This window comes from Hymenobacter siberiensis (genome assembly GCF_018967845.1).
GTDB lineage: Bacteria > Bacteroidota > Bacteroidia > Cytophagales > Hymenobacteraceae > Hymenobacter > Hymenobacter siberiensis.
Map to the genome: position 1 here is coordinate 758,248 of NZ_JAHLZZ010000001.1, position 19,449 is coordinate 777,696.

Here is a 19,449-nt window from a genome sequence, read left to right on the forward strand (position 1 = left end):
GCCCGTGCGGTTAGCGCGGCGGGCTCAAAAAAACCCGACGAGGTATCAATTACATTCATCGTTTAAAGTTTATAATTGGTCGTAAAATCAGCTGGTCAGACAACGTTTGCCGGACCTTTGATGAATTAGAACTAAAACAACTTTTGCTATGACGCATTTTTGATTCCGATACAAGCAAGCAGGCTATACGCGGTGGCGGTGCCGGACGGCCCAGGTTCGGACGGCGGTGCTGGTATTGCCCCTGGCAGCTGCTAGCCGGTGTGCACCTTGCACGGCCGCGTGGTGGCGCACGCAATCCGTAGTGGTGCCGCCGGTTCCCATCCGTGTTATGCTGCAGATTGGAAATTGCCTGGTGGGGGAAGAAGGAGACCCGCAATTGACCGGACACCCCGACATCAGATACTAAATGATTGTTATTCAGAATATATAGCTCGGCTATTGGGACGATGAAATAAGCGCATGCTGCGCTTGATACCGGGAATAAGTAGTAGGTTTGCGTACTGTTTTTAAAAATTCCCAAATAATGCAACAACGTTACTTTTTTCTTATCATATGCCTGATGCTGGCGTTGACCGGCTGGGCGCAGGTACCCCAAACCATCAGCGGCACCGTGCAAACGGAGGCCGGAATGCCCCTGCCAGGGGCCACTATTTTCTTCAAAGGCACCTACAATGGCGGTAGCACCAACGAGGAAGGTCAGTTTCAGATAAAAGCGGATTTTTCCAAGGGACCGCAGGTGCTTTCCATCTCGTTTGTGGGCTACGAAACCCAGATGCTCACCCTGGCTCAGCCCGACAATGCGCTGGTGGTAACGCTGCGCCCCAGCGCCGTGCTCGACCAGGTGGTGGTGGCCGCTTCCCGCGTAGAGGAAAGCATCGGCCAGGTGCCGGTGACGGTGGAAAAGCTCAGCCAGCGGCAGGTGGAGCAAATTACGACTCCCGATTTGGTGGCCGGTCTCGGCCGCTTCAAGGGCATTGATGTGAGCAGCTCCAGCTTGCTCACCACCAGCTTCAGCACGCGGGGCTTCAACTCCTCGCGCTCGGAGCGCGTCATTCAACTCTCGGATTATATGGACACGCAGGTGCCCAGCCTGAGCAGCTACTTCGGCAACCTGCTGGGTGCGCCGGTGCTCGACGTGGCCAGCGTGGAGATTGTGCACGGCCCGGCCTCGGCCCTCTACGGGGCCAACGCCTTCAACGGCGTACTGCTCACCAACTCGAAAGACCCCTTCAAAGAACCCGGCCTGACGGTGCGCCTGCGCGGCGGCAACCGCGACCTGCTGGACGGCCAGCTGCGCTACGCCACCAAAATCGGCGAGCGGGTGGCATTCAAAATCTCGGGTGGCGCTACGGTGGCCAACGATTTTATTGCCGACAATAAAGACGCAACTTCGGCCCTGATTGAGCCAGCCAACAATCAGCCCGGCTCGGCGGCGGGCTACGACGCAGTGAGCCGTTACGGCGATGTGAACACGGGCTACGTTTTTGCCAATGTGCTGGTGAACCCGGCCACGCGTCAGCCCTACACCAATGCCCAGGGCCAGCCCATTCCGACGCCGGCCGAGCTGCGCGGCAAAACCTTGTTTCTGCCCGGCTTCTCCGAAAGCGAGCTGGTGGCCGGCGACAACAAAACCCATTCCTACAAAGTCGCGCCCAGCCTGTCGGTGCTCCTCACCAACAGCATCAAGGCCACGGCCGACTATAAGTACACCAATGCCACCACTACGTACCAGAGTGCCAGCCGCTACCGTTTCGTAAATGGTGGGGCGCATCAGGGCCGGGTGCAGCTGGAAGGCCGCAACTGGTTTGTGCGCGCCTTCACAACGCACGATTTCTCGGGCGGCACCGGGGCGCAGGCCGATGGTTCCTACAACCTCGGCTTCCTGGGGGGCTTCCTGCAAAATCAGGTGGTGCCCGGCGCTACCACCACCACCTACGGCCAGCGCTACGTGGCCACTTACCTGGGCGGCCTGGCGGCGGGCTTGCCCGTTGCAAATGCTGCTTCCGGGGCAGCCGCTACCTTGCTGCAGCCCGGCACCCAGCTATTTGACGAAGCTCGCAACAAAGTTATCCATGACCCAACGCCCGGGCAGGGCGCGTTGCTGGTTATTCGCTCCATTCTCAACGAGGGCAGCGGCCAGTACACCTTCAACAATAGCATTGCCGACCTGACCGTGGGCGCGGCCTACCGCCAGTACCTGCTGGGCTCCGATGGCAGCCTGTTTGAGGATACCAAGGGCGGCGACCGCATCAAAAACTATGAGTACGGAGCCTACGCCCAAGCCACCAAAGCCCTGTTCGATAGCCACCTGAAGCTGGCTGCCGCCGGCCGCGTCGACCAGTTTCAGAACTTCGGCATGGCGTTTTCACCCCGGGCATCGGTTGTTTTCTCGCCGGGAGCCGATAAGCTCCAGAACTTCCGCGCCAGCTTTAGCCGGGCCTTCCGGGCACCCACGCAGAACGACCAGTACATCAAGCTCGACGTGGGCCGGGCCTTCCTGCTGGGCAACGTGCGCGGCGGTTTCGACGGCTACACGCTGGATGTGCTCAAGGGCGCGTCGCCGGCCGATGCCGCCAACCTCTACCACGCCGACAAGCTGCGCCTCGAAGAAGTGAACAGCTACGAAGTGGGCTACCGCGCCGAGCTGTTCAAGAAGCTCTACATCGACGTGGACTACTTCTACAGCACGTACAACAACTTCATTGCTACCCAGAACTTTGTGGGCCGCCTCGATGGTACGCGTCCCGCGCCGGCCGAGCTGGCCACCACCAATGCTCCCGGCAGCAACGTGCGCGTAATTCAGATTGCGGCCAACGTAGACCAGCGCGTGCAGAGCCAGGGTGCGGGCGTCACGCTGAGCTACGCCTTCGCTCCAAGCCTCACCCTGAATGGCAACTATAGCTACAACGAACTCATTACGAAGAATTTGAAGGCTGGCACGCAGTCGTTCTTCAACACGCCAAAGCATAAGTTCAACTTCGGCCTCGATGGCCAGCTGCTGAACCGGGCGCTGAGCTACAACGTGAACTACCGCTGGGTCGATAGCTTCCTCTACGAGTCCACCTTCGCCACCGGCACCGTGTCCACGGCCCAGACCGTGGATGCGCAGCTGGGCTACAGCCTCAAGGCGCTGCATACCACGCTGCAAGCCGGCGTCACCAACCTCTTTGATACCGCCAACCTGCAGGTGTACGGCGCGCCCAGCTACGGCCGCATCGGCTATTTCGGGCTGCTGTTCGACATCAAGTAGAAAGAAATATTGCTGACGGGAAGCTCCAACCAGTTTCTGGTTGGGGCTTTTTTTATGGCCATCGAATGACGGGCTTCGTTACTGTGGCGCTTGGCAGCCAAGCTGGTACGCTCCTTGTAAACGCCCGGCTGCCGCAGCTGCAAGCAAGCTGGAAAACGGTTGAGATAACCAGCGCTTCTTACCGCTATTATTCATCCTGTTTATGCCCCGTTCTACTGCTGCCCGCCGCCCGGCCCACCCGCCCGCTGCCCTGCCCGAGTCATCCCTCCCTGCAGATGAGCCTCCGGCTGCCGCCCGGCCCGGCGAGGCAAAGGAGGTACAGCTCATCTCAACCCCGGTTTTGCGAGTGGGCGAATACGAAGGTGGGCGACGGCTACTGCCCGCGCCTGCATGGCCACCCGGGCATTCGCTACTAGCCGGCTGCCCCCGCCACCCACCGAAACGTGAGGTTGAGCCGTGGGCCGATGGGCCGGGCGGTTTTGGGCAGTGCGTGCTGCCAGTGCTGCTGGGTGGAGCCACGCATCAGCAGCAGGCTGCCGCTGGGCAGGTCGAGGCCGAAGGGGGCGTGGGCCAGTCCGGCCCGAGGCCGCAGGCGGAAGCGCCGGGTGGCCCCCAGGCTAAGCGAGGCGATGGCCGGCCCGGGCCCCAGCTCGGGCTCATCGTCGGCGTGCCAGCCCATGCTGTCGCGGCCGTCGCGGTACAGGTTCAGCAGCACGCTGTTGAATCGGGCCCCGGTGGTGGCTTCGAGGCGCTGGCGCAACGCCTGCAGGGCCGGCAGCCAGGGACGTGGCTCCCAGGTCAGGCCCGAGTAGGTGTAGCGGGCCTCCGCATCGCCGTACCAGGCGGTGAGGCGTGGCTGCGGAATTTCCTGCCCAAAGATGCGGATGGACCGCTGCTCCCAGGCCACGGCGGCGGTAAGCTGCGCGAGCAGTGCATCCGCCGCCGTGGCCGGCAAAAAAGCAGGGTCGAACAACAGCTCGGCTTGGGGCAGGGGCAACGGTAAGAGGGCCATAGCAAACGAAAAATATTCGTGTCCACTCATGCGGGTGCGAGCGGTAAATCAAAAAAACGCGGTCCGAAATTCAAGTAGAACCCCCGGGCACCACGGCAGTAAAGCGCCCCGGCGGTGGGAGTGCCTTTGAAAAGGCGCCGTACACCAAGCGACAAACCGGACACAAACAGGCCTCCGTCCTGCCCCGTCCAACCATCAGCCTAAGCCGTGTGCTGAACAAGTGCAGACCGAAGGCCTGGGTATAACGGGCGCGAAGTCCGGGGTATTACGCTGCCACGGGAATGCTGGCCACGGCCGTGTGCAGGCGCTGAGCCACCTCGGGCACGCCCAAAATCACCAGCGTTTCGAACAGGTCGGGGCCGGCGGCGGCACCGGTCACGGCCACGCGCAGGGCTTGCAGCACCTGGCCGGGCTTGAGGCCCTGGGCCGCCATCGTATCGTTGAACAGGGTTTTCAGGCCTTCGGCCGAAACTTCGGATGCGGTGGGCAGCGCCTCGGCGTAGGCCGTGAGGGCGGCGGCCACGGGGGCGTTCCACTTCTTGCTCACCACGGTTTCGTCGTACTCAGTCGGGGCCTGGAAGAAATATTTGGCTTCCTGCCAGAAGTCCTTCGGGAAGCTCACTCGCTCCTTCATCACGCCCACAATCTGCTCGGCTTTCTTCTGGCTGCACACAATGGCGTGCTCATGCAGGGCCGTGAGCAGATAGGGGGCCAGCTCGGCGTTGGATTTGGCGCGCAGGTAATGCTCGTTGAACCACTTCACCTTGTTCTGGTCGAACTTGGCCGGCGACTTGCTCACCCGCTCAATTGAGAAGGCCTGAATCAGCTCATCCATTGAGAAAATCTCCTGCTGGGTGCCGGGATTCCAGCCCAGAAACGCTAGGAAATTCACCATTGCCTCGGGCAGGTAGCCCTCTTCGCGATAGCCTTTGCTGACGGTGGCTTCGCCGGTTTCGCTGTCGGTGCCGTGCCACTCCAGCGGGAATACCGGGAAGCCCAGGCGGTCGCCGTCGCGCTTGCTCAGCTTGCCGGTGCCGTCGGGCTTCAGCAGTAGCGGCAAGTGGGCAAACTGCGGCATGGTGCTTTCCCAGCCCAGGTAGCGGTATAGCAGAACGTGCAGCGGGGCCGAAGGTAGCCACTCCTCACCCCGGATAACGTGCGAAATTTCCATCAGGTGGTCGTCCACGATGTTGGCCAGGTGGTAGGTCGGCATGCCGTCCGATTTCATCAGTACCTTATCGTCCACGGCGCTGGAGTGCACCACTACCCAGCCGCGAATCAAATCCTGAAAGCGAATCTCCTCTTTGCGAGGTACTTTCAGGCGGATTACGTACTGCGCGCCGCCTTCCAGCAGGGTCTTCACCTCGTCCTCGGGCAGGGTGAGAGAGTTGCGCATCTGGGCGCGGGTGATGCTGTTGTACTGCGGATTGGGCACCTTGGCGGCCTGCAGGCGGGCGCGCATGGCATCCAGCTCCTCAGGGGTATCAAAGGCGTAGTAGGCATGGCCAGCCGCGATGAGCTGGTCGGCGTACTGCTTGTACATGGGCTTGCGCTCGCTCTGCTTGTAGGGGCCGTGGGGCCCGCCCACGCCCTGGCCTTCATCAATCACGATGCCGCACCAGGCCAACGCTTCCAGAATGTACTGTTCGGCGCCGGGTACGAAGCGGTTCTGGTCGGTATCCTCAATGCGCAGCAGCATCTTGCCGCCCAGCTTGCGGGCCAGCAGGTAGTTATACAGGGCCGTGCGCACGCCGCCAATGTGCAGCGGGCCGGTAGGCGAGGGCGCGAAACGCACCCGAACTTCTCTTTCGGTCATAACAGAAAAAAAGCGCGTCCCGGAGCTCGGAACGCGCCACAAAGGTCGGGGTCATTTAACAATTATCAACTACCATTTAACAGCCGTCCTGGCTGACCAGCTGGCACAATGAGAACGACTGTTAAATGGTAATTGTTAAATGAAAATCAGTCCCGGTTTTTAAAACCCAGCCAGAGCACCAGTCCGAGCAGCGTAATGCCGCCCCTGATGCCCCAGGCCACAGCGGCACTCCACTGGTCAATCTACGTCAGGAAGACGTAGTGAATATTGGGGTTGATGAGTGGCAGCGCCAGCGAAATAAGCCCAATAATGAGCAGGCCGAGTCCAAGTTCTTTCATAAGCAGTAGAACGCGTATTCGCTTGTTCCAGCGGCTAACGATGAAGCCAGTTCGGTAGTATGAGCAAGCTAATGCTTGTGCTACGCTCCTACCGCGATGCAGGAGATTTCCACCTGCACATCGCGCGGCAGGCGCGCTACTTCCACGGTTTCGCGGGCGGGCGCAGTGGCTTCATCGAAGTAAGAGCCATACACCTGGTTGATGGTGGCGAAATTGCCGAGGTCTTTTACGAAGATGCTGCACTTCACCACATCGGTCAGGGTGAGGCCGGCGGCGGCCAGCACGGCGGTCAGGTTCTTCAGCACCTGGTGCGTCTGGGCGGCCACGTCGCCCTCTACCAGCTGCCCGGCGGCGTCGAGCGGAATCTGACCCGAAACGTACACGGTATTGCCCGCCTTCACGGCTTGCGAGTAGGGGCCAATGGGGGCCGGAGCCTGGTCGGTGAGGATAATCTGGTGGGACATTGGTATGGGGTTGAGTGATTAGGAGCCAAAGTAAAAGTATGCGGCGGATATACTGGCGGGTTATTGCGCTAAGTCCGGGACTTCCGGCGTGGTCAGTACTTGCGGCACGCCAAAATAATAGGCGTAGTCCCGCAGGAAAGCCTGATTTCTCGTGCCCGCTACGTTGAAGCAATACAGCAAGCTGGGGCGAGTGTGCAGCGGGTATATCGTAACAGTGGGCCTGCCGGCAGCCAGGGTCTGGTAGCGAGCCCGTAGCTCGGCATCGTAGCGGGCCGCATCGCCGCCGAGCCACTGCTGATAAGCCCGCATTGCATTGTTGCTGCCGTTCCCCGCCAATCGGCGACGGGTCTGCACATTGAAGTCGGTAAAAAAGAATACGACCAGCAAGCCCATCCATACCAGCCGCAGAGGCGGCACCGTCAGGGCCGCGACTACGGCCGATGCCTGCTCCTGCCGACAGCACCAGGCCAGCAGTACCCCAAACCAACCGACGACAAAAAACAGATACATGGTGGTGCGCGCCCGCAAAGGCAGCCCCGTGCCACTGGCATAAAAGGCCGGGTAATTGGCCGCCGCCAGCAGTAGGCTCAGAAAAAGGGCCAGCACGCCAGCCGGGATGTGGCTTAGCAAGCCTACCAGCAATTGGTCTCGTTGCCGGGCTATCCGGTGGAGCGTGGGCAGCAGCAGCGCCGACAAAGCTAGGAGCAAGGGGTTGCCGGCCCAGGTCAGCAGCAGGTAAGCTGTGGTTACGCCCGAGTACAGCAGCGTTTTTACTACGCCAAACGACTCTCCCATGCTGCTCATGCGCGCAAAGTTGCCGGGTGCCGTGAATGAAACGATGCTCCCCGCCATGGCTAGGGCTGCTAGGGCTGCGATGAATAAGCTTCGGCTGCGCCACCATCTCAGCAGGGCACCCGCCAGTAGCGCCAGCAGAAACGGAAAAGCGACCGGCTCGGTAGTGCCCGCCACCGCCACCGTCAGCCCAACCAGCGCTGCCCCCCAGCCCACACCGGATTGCCCCCGCTGCCGCACTTTCCTATGCTGTGCAAAGGCGGCCAACCAGATAAACGCCAGCCAGGCCGATGCGATGTAGGTATAAGCTCCGGTGAACCAGTACAAGCCCTCCGCCTGCCCTGGGGCATATGCCAGCCATAGGCAGAGCAGCAAACCTGCCCCGCGCCAAGCCGTTCCGTTGGGAATACGCAGCAGCGTGCCCAGGCAGAGCCTCAGCACCAGCAATGTGCCCAGCATAAAGCTCAGCACCATTGGCCACCAATTGCTCTCCAGCCGGGTGTAAATCAGCGGGTTCACCAGGGCCAGCAATACCGTAGTAGTATAGCGGCCGGTATGGCTCACGTAAAAGTATTTTTGCGCTGCCCAAAACCCTAGTTTCCGTACTATCACAGCATCCAAGATGTCATCGAGGCAGGGGTGGCTGAAAAAGGACAGCGCCACAAATGGCAACGCCACCAATACCAAACTGACGGTAATCAGTAGGTTTTGGTGGCGTTGAAAAAATCCGGGAACCGACTCTAATGAGTTGCTCATTAAGAAGGATGAATGGCTTGCTTAGTAGCAGCAACCATTGGGCTATTTTAATATTACTCCACCGTCACCGACTTGGCCAGGTTACGGGGCTGGTCGACGTTGCAGCCGCGTAGTACGGCGATGTGGTAGGAGAGGAGCTGCAACGGCACCACCGACACCAGCGGCATCAGCACTTCCGAAGTATGAGGCACCTCAATCACGTACTCGGCCATGGCCGGAATCACCGTGTCGCCTTCGCTCACGATGGCGATGATACGGCCCTTGCGAGCTTTCACCTCCTGAATGTTGCTCACCACCTTCTCGTAAGAACCGTCGCGGGTGGCAATCACTACCATCGGCATGTTCTCGTCAATCAGGGCAATGGGGCCGTGCTTCATCTCGGCGGCGGGGTAGCCTTCAGCGTGGATATAGCTGATTTCCTTGAGCTTGAGTGCGCCTTCCAGTGCTACTGGGAAGTTGTAGCCGCGGCCTAGGTATAGGAAGTTGGTGGCATCCTTGAACTCCTCGGCAATCTCCTGAATCTGGGCATCCAGCAGCAGGGCCTTCTCTACTTTCGACGGAATCGTCTCCAATTCCACCATCAGCTCGCGCAGCTTGGTGTCGGTGATGGTGCCGCGCTTCTGACCCATAATCATGGCCAGCAGCGTGAGCACGGTAACCTGCGCCGTGAAGGCTTTGGTCGAAGCCACCCCAATTTCGGGGCCGGCGTGGGTGTATGCACCAGCGTCCGTAGCGCGAGCAATGCTGCTGCCCACCACGTTGCAGATACCGAAGATGGTGGCACCCTTGCTCTTCGCCAGTTCGATGGCGGCCAGCGTATCGGCCGTCTCACCACTCTGCGAAATGGCAATCACGATGTCACGCTCCGTGATAATCGGGTTGCGGTAGCGGAATTCCGACGCGTACTCTACTTCTACCGGAATGCGGGCCAGGTCCTCAATCAGGTACTCGGCTACCAGGCCGGCGTGCCACGAAGTACCGCAGGCAACGATGATGATGCGCTGGGCATTGATAAACTTCTGCTCGTAGGCCCGGATGCCGCCCATGTTCAGGTGGCCGGCTTCCAGTTCCAGGCGGCCGCGCATGGAGTCGAGGATGGAGCGGGGCTGCTCGAAAATCTCTTTCAGCATGAAGTGCGGGTAACCGCCCTTCTCAATGGAGTCAAGCTCCATCTCCAGCTTCTGGATATAGGGCGTCTGGCTCACATCTTCCTTGCTGCGAATCTCCAGCTGGCCATCGCGGATAACCACGATTTCGTAATCATTCACATACACCACTTCGTTGGTGTACTCGATGATGGGCGTGGCATCGGAGGCAATGAAAAACTCGCCTTCACCAATACCAATCACCATCGGCGAGCCTTTGCGGGCGGCGATGAGCTGATTGGGCGCATCCTTGCTGAGCACCACGATGGCGTAAGCCCCTACCACTTCGTGCAGCGCCAGGCGCACGGCCTCCTCCAGCGAGCAATGGTTCTGCTTTTGGATTTCCTCAATCAGGTTCACGAAAACTTCCGTGTCCGTATCGGAATGGAAAACATGGCCCTGCTGCTGCAAGTGCGTTTTCAGCGCCGCGTAGTTTTCGATGATACCATTGTGGATGATGGCAATGCGCTCTGACGTAGAGAAGTGCGGATGAGCGTTTACGTCGTTGGGTTCGCCGTGGGTAGCCCAACGGGTGTGTCCCATACCCACATTGGCGTGGGTGTTTTTGTCGCTCAGGAAATTTTCTAATTCCGCGACTTTGCCTTTCTTCTTATAAACGCTCAGGTCGCCGTTGAGCAGCGCTACGCCCGCCGAGTCGTACCCGCGGTATTCGAGCCGATGCAGGCCTTTGAGGATGATGGGGCAGGCCTCACGATGGCCCAAATAAGCAACAATGCCGCACATGGCAGATGGGGTTAAGTTATTGAAAGTCAGGTATTGAGTATAGTGGCCGGATGCAGGTCACCCGCCCGGCGCTAACGCTGGGAGTAGTATACGCGCAAGGTTATTTTTGCGGCATCAATGGCAGCCCGGTCAAGGGTTAGGGTATTCGAGTTCAGGTTACCGTAGGAGCGAAGGCTGGGCACCAGCACCAGGGCATCAGGGGTGCTGTCGAGTTTATTGTTCAGGTAAGCCTGTAAGTAGCTAGTAACTGGAATGCTGTAGTACGGCTGGCTAGACGTGCCGTCAACCAGCAGGCTGTAGGCGGGGAAGCCTGCACCTACTTGGGGCGTTCCATCGGCCTGCACTACCCGGTCAACGGTCGTATAGTTCACGATGCGTTGCAGCACCTCATTCGCGGTGTTCACTTCCAGGGCATAAAGCCGGGTAGGGTTGGTAAACAGCGCGTTGGAAAAAGGCTTTACCGGTACGCGCAGCTCGGCGCGGTTTACGGTCAGTCCGGGCTTTGCGGCTAGGGCAGCCAGGCCGGTGAAGGCAATGCGCGTGCCCAGCCCCGTGCCTTCCTGGGCGTAGCTGGTGTTGTTGAGGTCGCCCGAGGCCACAAAACCAGGGCGGGTAGCCAGCGCCTGAAGCGCAGGGGGCAACGTGTTAATAATCTGAGTGTAGTAGCGGGGGTCGCTAGCGGTAGAAGCTCCGGTGGATAAATAGGCAGATACCGCCCCGAAGTAAATCGGGTAAAAGTGCTTCAGCACATTGTTGGTAGCGCCCGTCGAGTGGAAGTACACAACGAGGCGCGGCACGCCGTTTTGGCCAAAGCTCAGGATGTTAGCGTTGTGACTGGCGCTGGGAGTGATGGCCAGGCCTTTCAGCAACGCATTGAGTTGGGCCTGCGTGAAATTGGTCTGCTGAAGCTGCTGGAAAAAATTAGTGAAAAATGCCGACGACACCGCCGGCTGACCAGCGGCAGCCGTAGTGCGTTGCAGTATCAGGCGCACGGTGGGGTCCGGCGCAATGGTCGTCACTGCCGGAACGGCGGGGTTGGCGGTGGTGGCCGCTATAGCTGCCGTAACGGTTTGCACCTGGGTGCGGTCGAGGCGGCTGGTCAGGTTCTGGCCCAGCAGCGCTCCCAGCGGAGTGCTGGTGCCTGCGTCGTACACCTGTCGGTCGTCGAGCGGGTTAGCAAGCTGATAGACATCGTATTGCACCGGGGTCGTGCTGCCATTCACCTTGTCGAAGCCCAGCACCACCACCACCGAGTCCATTACCGGCGTGGTGAATTTAGAAGGCAGCGAGTCGGCCACCGCACCGTTAAGCAAGTTGAAATAGGCCCGGGCTTCGGTCAGGCCAGCCACGTTGTCGTTGAGGCGGCCGATGAGGAAACGGTCCTTTTTCAGGCTTTGCACCGGCGCGAGGCGCACGGTGCCGCTCGTCACGGGCAGGTCCAGGTATTGAGTGCTGATGCCCGAGGTATCGGGTAGGTCCACGTTGAGGGCGGTGCCCGTGTCGCAGCCCGTCAGGGCCAGTGCGGCAAACGCCACCAGAGGGGCACAGCGGCTAGTTAGCCAATTCATTGTAGAGCGCTAGGTAAGAAGAGTGCAGGTTTTCGTCGGTAGCCACCTGGCTAAGCTTGTTGTGCAGGGCGTATTCGTGAAACATGCCGTTCATGTTGTCCGAAAAATCTTCGTCGGACCGCACTACGGTATCGGCATACTCCATGCCCATTTTAATAAAGCCGCTGAAATCAGCCGTTTTCAACGAGGCCATCATGGAATCGTCGATGTCAAGCATCTTGGCTTTTTCGAGGATATTGCCCTCAAATTTTTCCTGAAACTCGTTGCTGTAAATCGAAAATACCGACTTGGCATCCTTGAACACCGGGTCTTTTTTGTAGGTGGTTTTCAGGTACAACGGAATCAGACCGGTCATCCAGTCGGAGCAGTGCACGATGTTGGGCGACCAGCCCAGCTTCTTTACCGTTTCGAGTACGCCTTTGCAGAAAAAGATGGCGCGCTCGTCGTTGTCGGCGTAGAACTTATCGTTTTTGTCGACCAAAGCCGACTTGCGGTGGAAATAATCTTCGTTATCGATAAAATAAACCTGCAACTTTGCCGTCGGAATCGAGGCAACTTTGATGACCAGGGGTTTTTCGTCGTCGCCAACAGCAATGTTGATGCCCGACAGGCGCACTACCTCGTGCAACCGGTTCTTGCGCTCGTTGATAATGCCAAAACGCGGCACGAAAATCCGGATTTCGCAGCCCATCTCCTGCATGCTTGCGGGCAGGCGCCGCAGCATTTCAGCCACCTTGGTGGTCTGGAGAAAGGGGTCAATTTCGGTGGCCGCGTAAAGGATTCGTAGCTTCGACATAAAGAAATTATTGAAGAGAATGGAACAAGGCCATGCTATGGGTGCACAAAATTAAACAATTTTGAGCGGAAAATCAATAAAAGCTACTTTGGGGGCCGTTCCAATTGCCTTCCTCTTCTATGCAGATACTAACTACCGCCGCCGGGTTGCAAGCCTACACCGAACAGGCGCGCCAGGCTGGCCAACGGGTGGGACTGGTGCCCACCATGGGGGCCTTACACGCCGGCCATATTCAGCTGGTGCAGGCTGCCCGGGCCGAATGCAACGAGGTAATAGCCACCATCTTCGTTAATCCCACGCAGTTCAACAATGCCGATGATTTTCGGCTCTATCCCCGGGTGCCGGAGGCCGATGCGGCCCTGCTGGCCCCGGCTGGCTGCACGGCCTTATTCGTGCCTTCGGTGGAGGAAATGTACCCCCGGTCCGCAGTGTTGCGGTTCGATTTCGGGGCCCTGGAACAAGTGATGGAAGGGGCGCACCGGCCCGGCCATTTCAATGGCGTGGCCACGGTGGTGAGCAAATTGTTCCATCTGGCCCGCCCGCACCGGGCATATTTTGGCCAGAAGGACTGGCAGCAGGTGGCTGTAGTGAAGCAGCTGGTGGCCGACCTGTCGTTTGACCTGGAGATTGTGGCCTGCCCCACCATTCGGGAAGCCGATGGCCTGGCCATGTCCTCGCGCAACCGCCGGCTCGATGCGCCCGCCCGGGCCGTGGCTCCGCTGCTCTACCAGGTGCTGAGCGCCGCCGCTGCCCAGGTACAGCAGGGGGTGGCCCCGGCCCAGGTGCAGGCTGACGCCTTTGCTACGCTGGCCCGGGAGCCCGGCATCATCCCCGAATACGTGGAAATAGCCGATGCCCAGACCCTGCAGCCGCTGGCTAGCTACGTGCCCGGCCGGGCTGTGGTGCTGTGCTTGGCCGCTCACTTGGGCGGCGTGCGGCTGATTGACAACGTGGTAGTGGGCGGCTAGGTCCAACCGAAGCGGGGCGGAGGAGGGCTTTATCTTTGTGCCCCTAACCAAAGCCTAATGGGCCAAGCTATGCACATTGAAGTAATGAAGTCCAAAATCCACCATGCAACGGTCACGCAGGCCGAATTGCACTACGTGGGTAGCGTGACAATTGACGAAGACCTGCTGGATGCCGCCAATTTCGTGGAAAACGAAAAGGTGACCGTCGTGAACGTGAACAACGGCGAGCGTTTTGAAACCTATACCATTCGCGGGGAGCGGGGCTCGGGCACTATTTGCCTGAATGGCCCGGCGGCGCGCAAAGTGGCGGTGGGAGATGTCGTTATCATCTTCTCCTACGCGCTGGTGGATTTTGCCGAAGCCCGGCAACACAAGCCAACGGTCATTTTCCCCAACGAGCACAACCGGCTTTAACCAATGAGTGAATGGGTGAATGAGCGAATAATTCTCGCACTCATTCACCCATTCACTCATTTGCCCATTCATCCATTGTAATTGATGAAACACCTGCTGACGATTGTTAAGTACCTGCTGCTGCTGAGTATTTCGGGGGCGCTAATGTGGTACGCGGTGCGGGGGCAGGACCTGTCGCGCATCGGGCACTACATTGCCACGGCCAACTATTTCTGGCTCACGCTCACGCTCACGCTATCGGCGCTGGGCTATTTCAGCCGGGCCTACCGTTGGCAGATGCAGCTCAATGCTTCCCAAACGCCGGCCCCGTACTGGGCCGTGTACCACGCCATGATGGTGGGCTACCTGGCCAATCTGGTGCTGCCGCGCATGGGCGAGGTCATCCGCTGCTCGGTGCTACGGCGCACGAGCGGCGTGCCCGTGCAGGTGGCGCTGGGCACAGTAGTGACGGAGCGCGTGATTGATGTGCTAGTGCTATTAAGTCTGATTACCAGCTTGCTGCTGCTTGATTTCAATACTTTCTGGAATTTTGTGACGGTGCAGGTGCTGGGCGGGCGCTACGAGGCGCTGGCCCGCAACCGGACGCCACTGCTCATCGCGGCCATCATTGGCGGGGTGCTGCTGCTGGCCACAGGCTACGCGCTGTTCCGCAACCTGGAGCGCCTGCGGCAGAATGCTTTCTTCAACAAAGGCGTGCTGTTTGTGAAAGGCCTACTGGCAGGGGTATTCAGCATTCTGAAGATGGAAAATAAGGGCGTGTTTTTGCTGCATACCCTGTTCACCTGGGGTGTGTACTACCTCATGGATTACCTGGCCTTCTTCTGCTTTCCCGAAACCTATAACCTCGACATGAAGGCCGGCTTGGCCGTGCTCACCTTCGGAGCCTTTGGCATGGCCGCGCCGGTGGCGGGCGGCATCGGGCCGTTCCACGTAATGGTGCAGGGCATTCTGCTGGTGTACGGCGTGAGCAAGGAGGCCGGTATCGCCTACGCTCTGGTGGTGCACGGGGCCCAAACGCTGCTGGTGGTGCTCATGGGTGGCATCAGCTTCGTGGCCGTGGCCGCCGCCGACAAGCGCAGCCTGCTCACCGAAGCCGAAGCCCTGGCCGACGAACCGCTTACATCTGAGTTATGAGTTAAAAGTTAGGCGTTAAGAGTTGCGGATGAGCGAGCGGTCGATGGCGGCGCTCATCCGCAACTCTTAACGCCTAACTTTTAACTCATAACTCTTAACTCCCTTCCCATGTGGACGAAAGATAAAATCCTGACCCGCGCGCAGCTGCCGGCCACGCTGGCCGACTGGCGCGCGCAAGGCCGCAAAGTGGTGTTCACCAACGGCTGCTTCGATTTGCTGCACCTCGGCCACGTCGACTACCTGGAGCAGGCCCGGCACCTGGGCGACGCCCTGGTGGTGGGCCTGAACACCGATGCCTCGGTGCGCTGCCTCAAGCCCGGCCGGCCCATTCAGGACGAGGAGGCGCGGGCCCGTATTCTGGCCGCGCTGGCCTTCGTTGATGCCGTGGTGCTCTTTGGCGAGCCCACACCCCTGGCCCTCATCGAGCTGGTGCAGCCCGATATCCTGGTGAAGGGCGACGACTACGCCGTGGAGCGCATAGTGGGCCACGAGCTGGTGCTGGCCCGGGGCGGGCAGGTACTCACGGTGCCGCTGGTGGCGGGCTACAGCACCTCGCGCATTGTGGAGCACATCATTGCCACGCAGTAGCCACTTTGGCAGGACCGAAAGACTGCATCTTTTTTGCAGAGATGGTGTTTTGATAGCAAACCCCGGCATTTTGCCGCGAGTGCTTCTTCATTTCACTCCCTCCCCATGTCTTCTTCCTATTTGCTCATCATTGTGTTGATGGCTGCCAGCTGGGCCGTTCAATGGCGGCTGCGCAGCAAGTTTAAACAGTATGCCCAGGTGGGCCTGAGCTCGGGCCTGAGCGGGGCCGAAATCGCGACCCGTATGCTGGCCGACCACGGCATCTACGATGTCCGCATCATCAGCACCACCGGCCAGCTCACTGACCACTACAACCCCACCGATAAAACCGTGAACCTGAGCGAAGGCGTGTACGCCGAGCGCAGCGCGGCCGCGGCGGCCATTGCGGCCCACGAGTGCGGCCACGCCGTGCAGCACGCCACGGCGTATTCCATGCTGCAATTCCGGTCGGCCATGGTGCCGGCCCTCACGGCAGTATCGAAGTGGATGCCCTTCATTCTAATTGCGGGCATCTTTATGATTAACCGGAGCGTGATTCCGCTGGGCGTGGGCATTGGCTTGTTTGCCCTCACCACGCTGTTCTCGTTCATCACGCTGCCGGTCGAGTTCGATGCCTCCCGCCGGGCCCTGGCCTGGATGGACAAGCGCGGCGTGGTAACCGTGCAGGAGCACGCCATGGCCAAAGACGCGCTGTGGTGGGCTGCCATGACCTACGTGGTAGCGGCCCTGGCCTCGTTGGCCACGCTGCTTTATTACGTGAGCATTTTTATGCGCCGCCGGTAAGATACTGTTGCATTTTTGCTAAAAGAGCCGCCATTCTGTTTGCAGCGTGGCGGCTTTTTTTATGGCCGGCCCATGGGTAGGAAATGGTGAATAGGATAAGCTGATTGACCTTTTTAAAATATAATATTTGAATATTAAGTATTATTGCTTTCCAAAATCAAAACTACTAATTTGTCAGCCCTTTCCTCCTGTTGCCTGCACCATGGCTTAGCCTCCGACAGCTTATTGGTCAGTGGGTTCACTGTATGGTGTCTGCCAATGCGATGATTCTTTCTACCCCCACGGCCCTGGTGGCGGCCGCGCCCACACTACTTCGGCAGGGCCTGGTAGCAACCCTGCCGGAGCAATGGCCCTAGCTCCAGCTCACCCTCACCGCCGATGCCACGCAGCTGGTGGAGCTGGTCGGTCATTATGCCTTCAGCCTGTTGGTGCTGGATGAGCAGTTGCCCGGCCGGAACCTGCCCGAGCTGCTCGGCCGGCTGCAACGGGCCCGGCCTGCGCTCGGTGGTGCTGACGGACCACCAGCTGCCCGCTTTGCCACCGGCCAGCCCCTGCAGTTGTCTCCCCAGGTGCTGCCCCACGCCTTGGTTGGGGCACTGGCGCAATGGCTGGATGCGCCAGGCGACCCTGCTGGCACCAGCCGTTCCCCACGGGCCTGCGCCGTGCCCGACCCTTTCAGCCGGCGCGAGTTGGAGGTATTGCGCCTGGTAGTGGCCGACCATTGCAACGAGGAAATTGCCAATTGTCTCTGCCTGAGCACCGTGGAAAGCCACCGCCGCATGCTGCTTCAAAAAGCCGGCACCCGCACGCTGGTAGGCCTGGCCGCCCGTGCCGTGCGCGAGGGTTGGGTGGCGTGAGTAGCGAGGGGCGCCCACTCTTTCGCGCTACGCTACTTGATAAATAAAAAGCCCGGGCTACTGGAATTTTCCAGCGGCCCGGGCTTTTATTTATGCACAGGTTACTACCCCAGCTTCTTGTACCGCACGCGCTTCGGCTCCACGTCGCCCAGGCGCTTGCGCTTGGCTTCCTCATAGTCCGAGAAGTTTCCCTCAAACCAAACCACTTCCGAGTCGCCCTCGAAAGCCAGGATGTGGGTGGCCAGCCGGTCCAGGAACCACCGGTCGTGGCTGATGATAACGGCGCAGCCGGCGAAGTTCTCCAGCGCGTCTTCCAGGGCCCGGATGGCGTTTACGTCCAGGTCGTTGGTCGGCTCATCGAGCAGCAATAAGTTAGCGCCCTGCTTGAGCGTCATGGCCAGGTGCACGCGGTTTTTCTCGCCGCCCGAGAGCGTGCCCACTTTCTTCTCCTGGTCGCCGCCGCCAAAGTTGAACTTGCTCACGTAGGCGCGGGAGTTCACCGGCCGGCCGGCCAGCAGCATGGTTTCGGTGCCGCCCGTGATGGTGTCGAACACCGACTTCGTGCCGTCCAGCGTGTCGTGTTGCTGGTCGATGTAGGCAGTGAGCACCGTGGGACCCACTTCGAACGTGCCTGCATCCGGCTGCAGCTGGTCCGTAATGAGGCGGAACAACGTGGTTTTACCCGCGCCGTTCGGCCCGATGATGCCCACGATGCCACCCTGCGGCAGCGAGAAGCTCAGGTTTTCGAACAGCAGCTTGTCGCCAAACGATTTGGTGATGCCTTCGGCCTCAATTACCTGCGCGCCCAGACGCGGGCCGTCCGGAATGAACAGCTCCAGCTTCTGCTCCTTGTCTTTGGCTTCTTCGCTGGCCAGCTTGTCGTAGTTGGCCAGGCGGGCTTTGCCCTTGCTCTGGCGGGCTTTGGGCGACATCCGCACCCACTCCAGCTCGCGCTGCAGGGTTTTGGCGCGCTTGCTCTCGGAGTTTTCCTCCTTGGCCATGCGGTCAGTTTTCTGCTCCAGCCAGCTGCTGTAGTTGCCCTTCCACGGAATGCCCGAGCCACGGTCCAGCTCCAGAATCCAGCCGGCCACGTTATCGAGGAAGTACCGGTCGTGGGTCACGGCAATCACGGTGCCTTTGTATTGCTGCAGGTGCTGCTCCAGCCATAGCACGCTTTCGGCGTCGAGGTGGTTGGTGGGTTCGTCCAGCAGCAGCACGTCGGGCTCCTGTAGCAGCAGGCGGCACAGCGCCACGCGGCGCTTCTCGCCGCCCGAGAGGTTGCCGATAATGGCCTCCTGCGGCGGGGTGCGCAGGGCATCCATGGCGCGCTCCAGCTTGGTGTCGAGGTTCCAGGCGTCGAGTTGGTCGAGGCGCTCCTGCACTTTGCCCTGGCGGTCAAGCAGCTTGTCGAAGTCGGCATCTTCGGCCCCGAAGGCGTCGTTGATTTCGTCGTATTCCTTCAGCAGGGCCACGGTTTCGGCGGCGCCTTCTTCCACCACCTCACGCACAGTTTTGGTGGGGTCGAGCTGGGGCTCCTGCTCCAGGTAGCCCACCGAGTAGCCCGGCGAGAACACCACTTCGCCCTGAAACTGCTTATCAACGCCGGCAATAATTTTCAGCAAACTCGACTTGCCCGAGCCGTTGAGGCCCAGCACACCGATTTTGGCCCCGTAAAAAAACGAGAGGTAGATATTTTTAAGAACTTGCTTCTGCGGCGGGTAAATCTTACTCACGCCGGCCATGCTGAAAATAATGGTCTGGTCGCTCATGGGGTGGGGGTGGGGCTAATGAAAGAAATGCAGCTGCAAAGAACGACAGCCGCCGCTTGCAACCCACACTCGGACCTTCGGGTTGCTAGTTTCTATTTGGCAATCGTTCATCAACCAGCACCAGAATACATTACTGCGAGCGGCACGAAGAGCCCTGCGTAACATCCATAATTGGATTGGTCTGGCCGATACCGCCGAATGCGCCGGTTTCGCCCGGGTTTAACGAATGGTACATCTTTTCATCACGTTTTTACC

General features: G+C 59.7%; 15 protein-coding genes. 7 read left to right on the forward strand and 8 right to left on the reverse strand.

What is annotated here, in order from left to right; translation table 11 throughout:
• The first annotated feature begins 523 nt into the window (after positions 1–523).
• The gene (locus KQ661_RS03245) at positions 524–3,250 is read left to right on the forward strand and encodes a TonB-dependent receptor (RefSeq protein ID WP_216685637.1); all 2,727 of its coding nucleotides are present in this window, start codon (positions 524–526) and stop codon (positions 3,248–3,250) included.
• A gap of 412 nt (positions 3,251–3,662) precedes the next feature.
• Here the strand turns inward: KQ661_RS03245 and KQ661_RS03250 are convergent, their stop codons facing one another.
• From KQ661_RS03250 to KQ661_RS03280, 7 genes are all read right to left on the reverse strand, one after another.
• Positions 3,663–4,262 (reverse strand): alpha-ketoglutarate-dependent dioxygenase AlkB family protein, encoded by a 600-nt coding sequence (locus tag KQ661_RS03250; RefSeq protein WP_216679335.1) that lies wholly within the window; start codon positions 4,260–4,262, stop codon positions 3,663–3,665.
• A 265-nt stretch (positions 4,263–4,527) separates the two neighbouring features.
• Positions 4,528–6,078, reverse strand: coding sequence for a glutamate--tRNA ligase (gltX, locus tag KQ661_RS03255; protein WP_216685638.1), 1,551 nt, complete (start codon positions 6,076–6,078; stop codon positions 4,528–4,530).
• A 418-nt stretch (positions 6,079–6,496) separates the two neighbouring features.
• On the reverse strand, positions 6,497–6,880 hold the full coding sequence (locus tag KQ661_RS03260; RefSeq protein ID WP_216679338.1) for a RidA family protein: 384 nt from the start codon (positions 6,878–6,880) through the stop codon (positions 6,497–6,499).
• Between the two features lie 60 nt (positions 6,881–6,940).
• The gene (locus KQ661_RS03265; protein ID WP_235726914.1) at positions 6,941–8,428 is read right to left on the reverse strand and encodes a DUF6056 family protein; all 1,488 of its coding nucleotides are present in this window, start codon (positions 8,426–8,428) and stop codon (positions 6,941–6,943) included.
• A gap of 53 nt (positions 8,429–8,481) precedes the next feature.
• The gene (gene glmS, locus KQ661_RS03270) at positions 8,482–10,317 is read right to left on the reverse strand and encodes a glutamine--fructose-6-phosphate transaminase (isomerizing) (RefSeq protein WP_216685640.1); all 1,836 of its coding nucleotides are present in this window, start codon (positions 10,315–10,317) and stop codon (positions 8,482–8,484) included.
• Positions 10,318–10,388: 71 nt separating this feature from the next.
• Positions 10,389–11,885: a DUF4270 family protein gene (locus tag KQ661_RS03275; protein ID WP_216685641.1), complete on the reverse strand. Its 1,497-nt coding sequence runs from the start codon at positions 11,883–11,885 to the stop codon at positions 10,389–10,391.
• Entirely contained in the window at positions 11,869–12,681 is an 813-nt protein-coding gene (locus KQ661_RS03280) for a glycogen/starch synthase (protein ID WP_216679342.1), read from the reverse strand. Before KQ661_RS03280 ends, KQ661_RS03275 begins: the two co-directional genes overlap by 17 nt.
• A 119-nt stretch (positions 12,682–12,800) precedes the next feature.
• Between KQ661_RS03280 and panC the strand changes: the two genes are divergently transcribed.
• From panC to KQ661_RS03310, 6 genes are all read left to right on the forward strand, one after another.
• Complete coding sequence (gene panC, locus KQ661_RS03285) at positions 12,801–13,649, forward strand: pantoate--beta-alanine ligase (RefSeq protein WP_216685642.1); 849 nt, start codon at positions 12,801–12,803, stop codon at positions 13,647–13,649.
• A gap of 69 nt (positions 13,650–13,718) precedes the next feature.
• Positions 13,719–14,063 carry an aspartate 1-decarboxylase gene (gene panD, locus KQ661_RS03290; protein ID WP_168671702.1) on the forward strand — a complete coding sequence of 115 codons (345 nt, stop codon included), beginning with the start codon at positions 13,719–13,721 and terminating at the stop codon, positions 14,061–14,063.
• Between the two features lie 84 nt (positions 14,064–14,147).
• Positions 14,148–15,197, forward strand: coding sequence for a lysylphosphatidylglycerol synthase transmembrane domain-containing protein (locus KQ661_RS03295; RefSeq protein WP_216679344.1), 1,050 nt, complete (start codon positions 14,148–14,150; stop codon positions 15,195–15,197).
• A 108-nt stretch (positions 15,198–15,305) separates the two neighbouring features.
• On the forward strand, positions 15,306–15,785 hold the full coding sequence (gene rfaE2 / locus KQ661_RS03300; RefSeq protein ID WP_216685643.1) for a D-glycero-beta-D-manno-heptose 1-phosphate adenylyltransferase: 480 nt from the start codon (positions 15,306–15,308) through the stop codon (positions 15,783–15,785).
• A gap of 105 nt (positions 15,786–15,890) precedes the next feature.
• Entirely contained in the window at positions 15,891–16,568 is a 678-nt protein-coding gene (locus KQ661_RS03305; protein ID WP_216679346.1) for a zinc metallopeptidase, read from the forward strand.
• A gap of 392 nt (positions 16,569–16,960) precedes the next feature.
• The gene (locus KQ661_RS03310; RefSeq protein ID WP_216685644.1) at positions 16,961–17,425 is read left to right on the forward strand and encodes a LuxR C-terminal-related transcriptional regulator; all 465 of its coding nucleotides are present in this window, start codon (positions 16,961–16,963) and stop codon (positions 17,423–17,425) included.
• 104 nt (positions 17,426–17,529) lie between these two features.
• Here the strand turns inward: KQ661_RS03310 and ettA are convergent, their stop codons facing one another.
• Positions 17,530–19,194: an energy-dependent translational throttle protein EttA gene (gene ettA / locus KQ661_RS03315; RefSeq protein WP_216679349.1), complete on the reverse strand. Its 1,665-nt coding sequence runs from the start codon at positions 19,192–19,194 to the stop codon at positions 17,530–17,532.
• Positions 19,195–19,449 lie beyond the last annotated feature (255 nt).

Bases quoted from the DNA above. Each gene is read 5' to 3' on its own strand.
- KQ661_RS03245 (WP_216685637.1), top strand. From the start codon at position 524: ATGCAACAACGTTACTTTTTTCTTATCATATGCCTGATGCTGGCGTTG.
- KQ661_RS03250 (WP_216679335.1), bottom strand. From the start codon at position 4,262: ATGGCCCTCTTACCGTTGCCCCTGCCCCAAGCCGAGCTGTTGTTCGAC.
- gltX (WP_216685638.1), bottom strand. From the start codon at position 6,078: ATGACCGAAAGAGAAGTTCGGGTGCGTTTCGCGCCCTCGCCTACCGGC.
- KQ661_RS03260 (WP_216679338.1), bottom strand. From the start codon at position 6,880: ATGTCCCACCAGATTATCCTCACCGACCAGGCTCCGGCCCCCATTGGC.
- KQ661_RS03265 (WP_235726914.1), bottom strand. From the start codon at position 8,428: ATGAGCAACTCATTAGAGTCGGTTCCCGGATTTTTTCAACGCCACCAA.
- glmS (WP_216685640.1), bottom strand. From the start codon at position 10,317: ATGTGCGGCATTGTTGCTTATTTGGGCCATCGTGAGGCCTGCCCCATC.
- KQ661_RS03275 (WP_216685641.1), bottom strand. From the start codon at position 11,885: ATGAATTGGCTAACTAGCCGCTGTGCCCCTCTGGTGGCGTTTGCCGCA.
- KQ661_RS03280 (WP_216679342.1), bottom strand. From the start codon at position 12,681: ATGTCGAAGCTACGAATCCTTTACGCGGCCACCGAAATTGACCCCTTT.
- panC (WP_216685642.1), top strand. From the start codon at position 12,801: ATGCAGATACTAACTACCGCCGCCGGGTTGCAAGCCTACACCGAACAG.
- panD (WP_168671702.1), top strand. From the start codon at position 13,719: ATGCACATTGAAGTAATGAAGTCCAAAATCCACCATGCAACGGTCACG.
- KQ661_RS03295 (WP_216679344.1), top strand. From the start codon at position 14,148: ATGAAACACCTGCTGACGATTGTTAAGTACCTGCTGCTGCTGAGTATT.
- rfaE2 (WP_216685643.1), top strand. From the start codon at position 15,306: ATGTGGACGAAAGATAAAATCCTGACCCGCGCGCAGCTGCCGGCCACG.
- KQ661_RS03305 (WP_216679346.1), top strand. From the start codon at position 15,891: ATGTCTTCTTCCTATTTGCTCATCATTGTGTTGATGGCTGCCAGCTGG.
- ettA (WP_216679349.1), bottom strand. From the start codon at position 19,194: ATGAGCGACCAGACCATTATTTTCAGCATGGCCGGCGTGAGTAAGATT.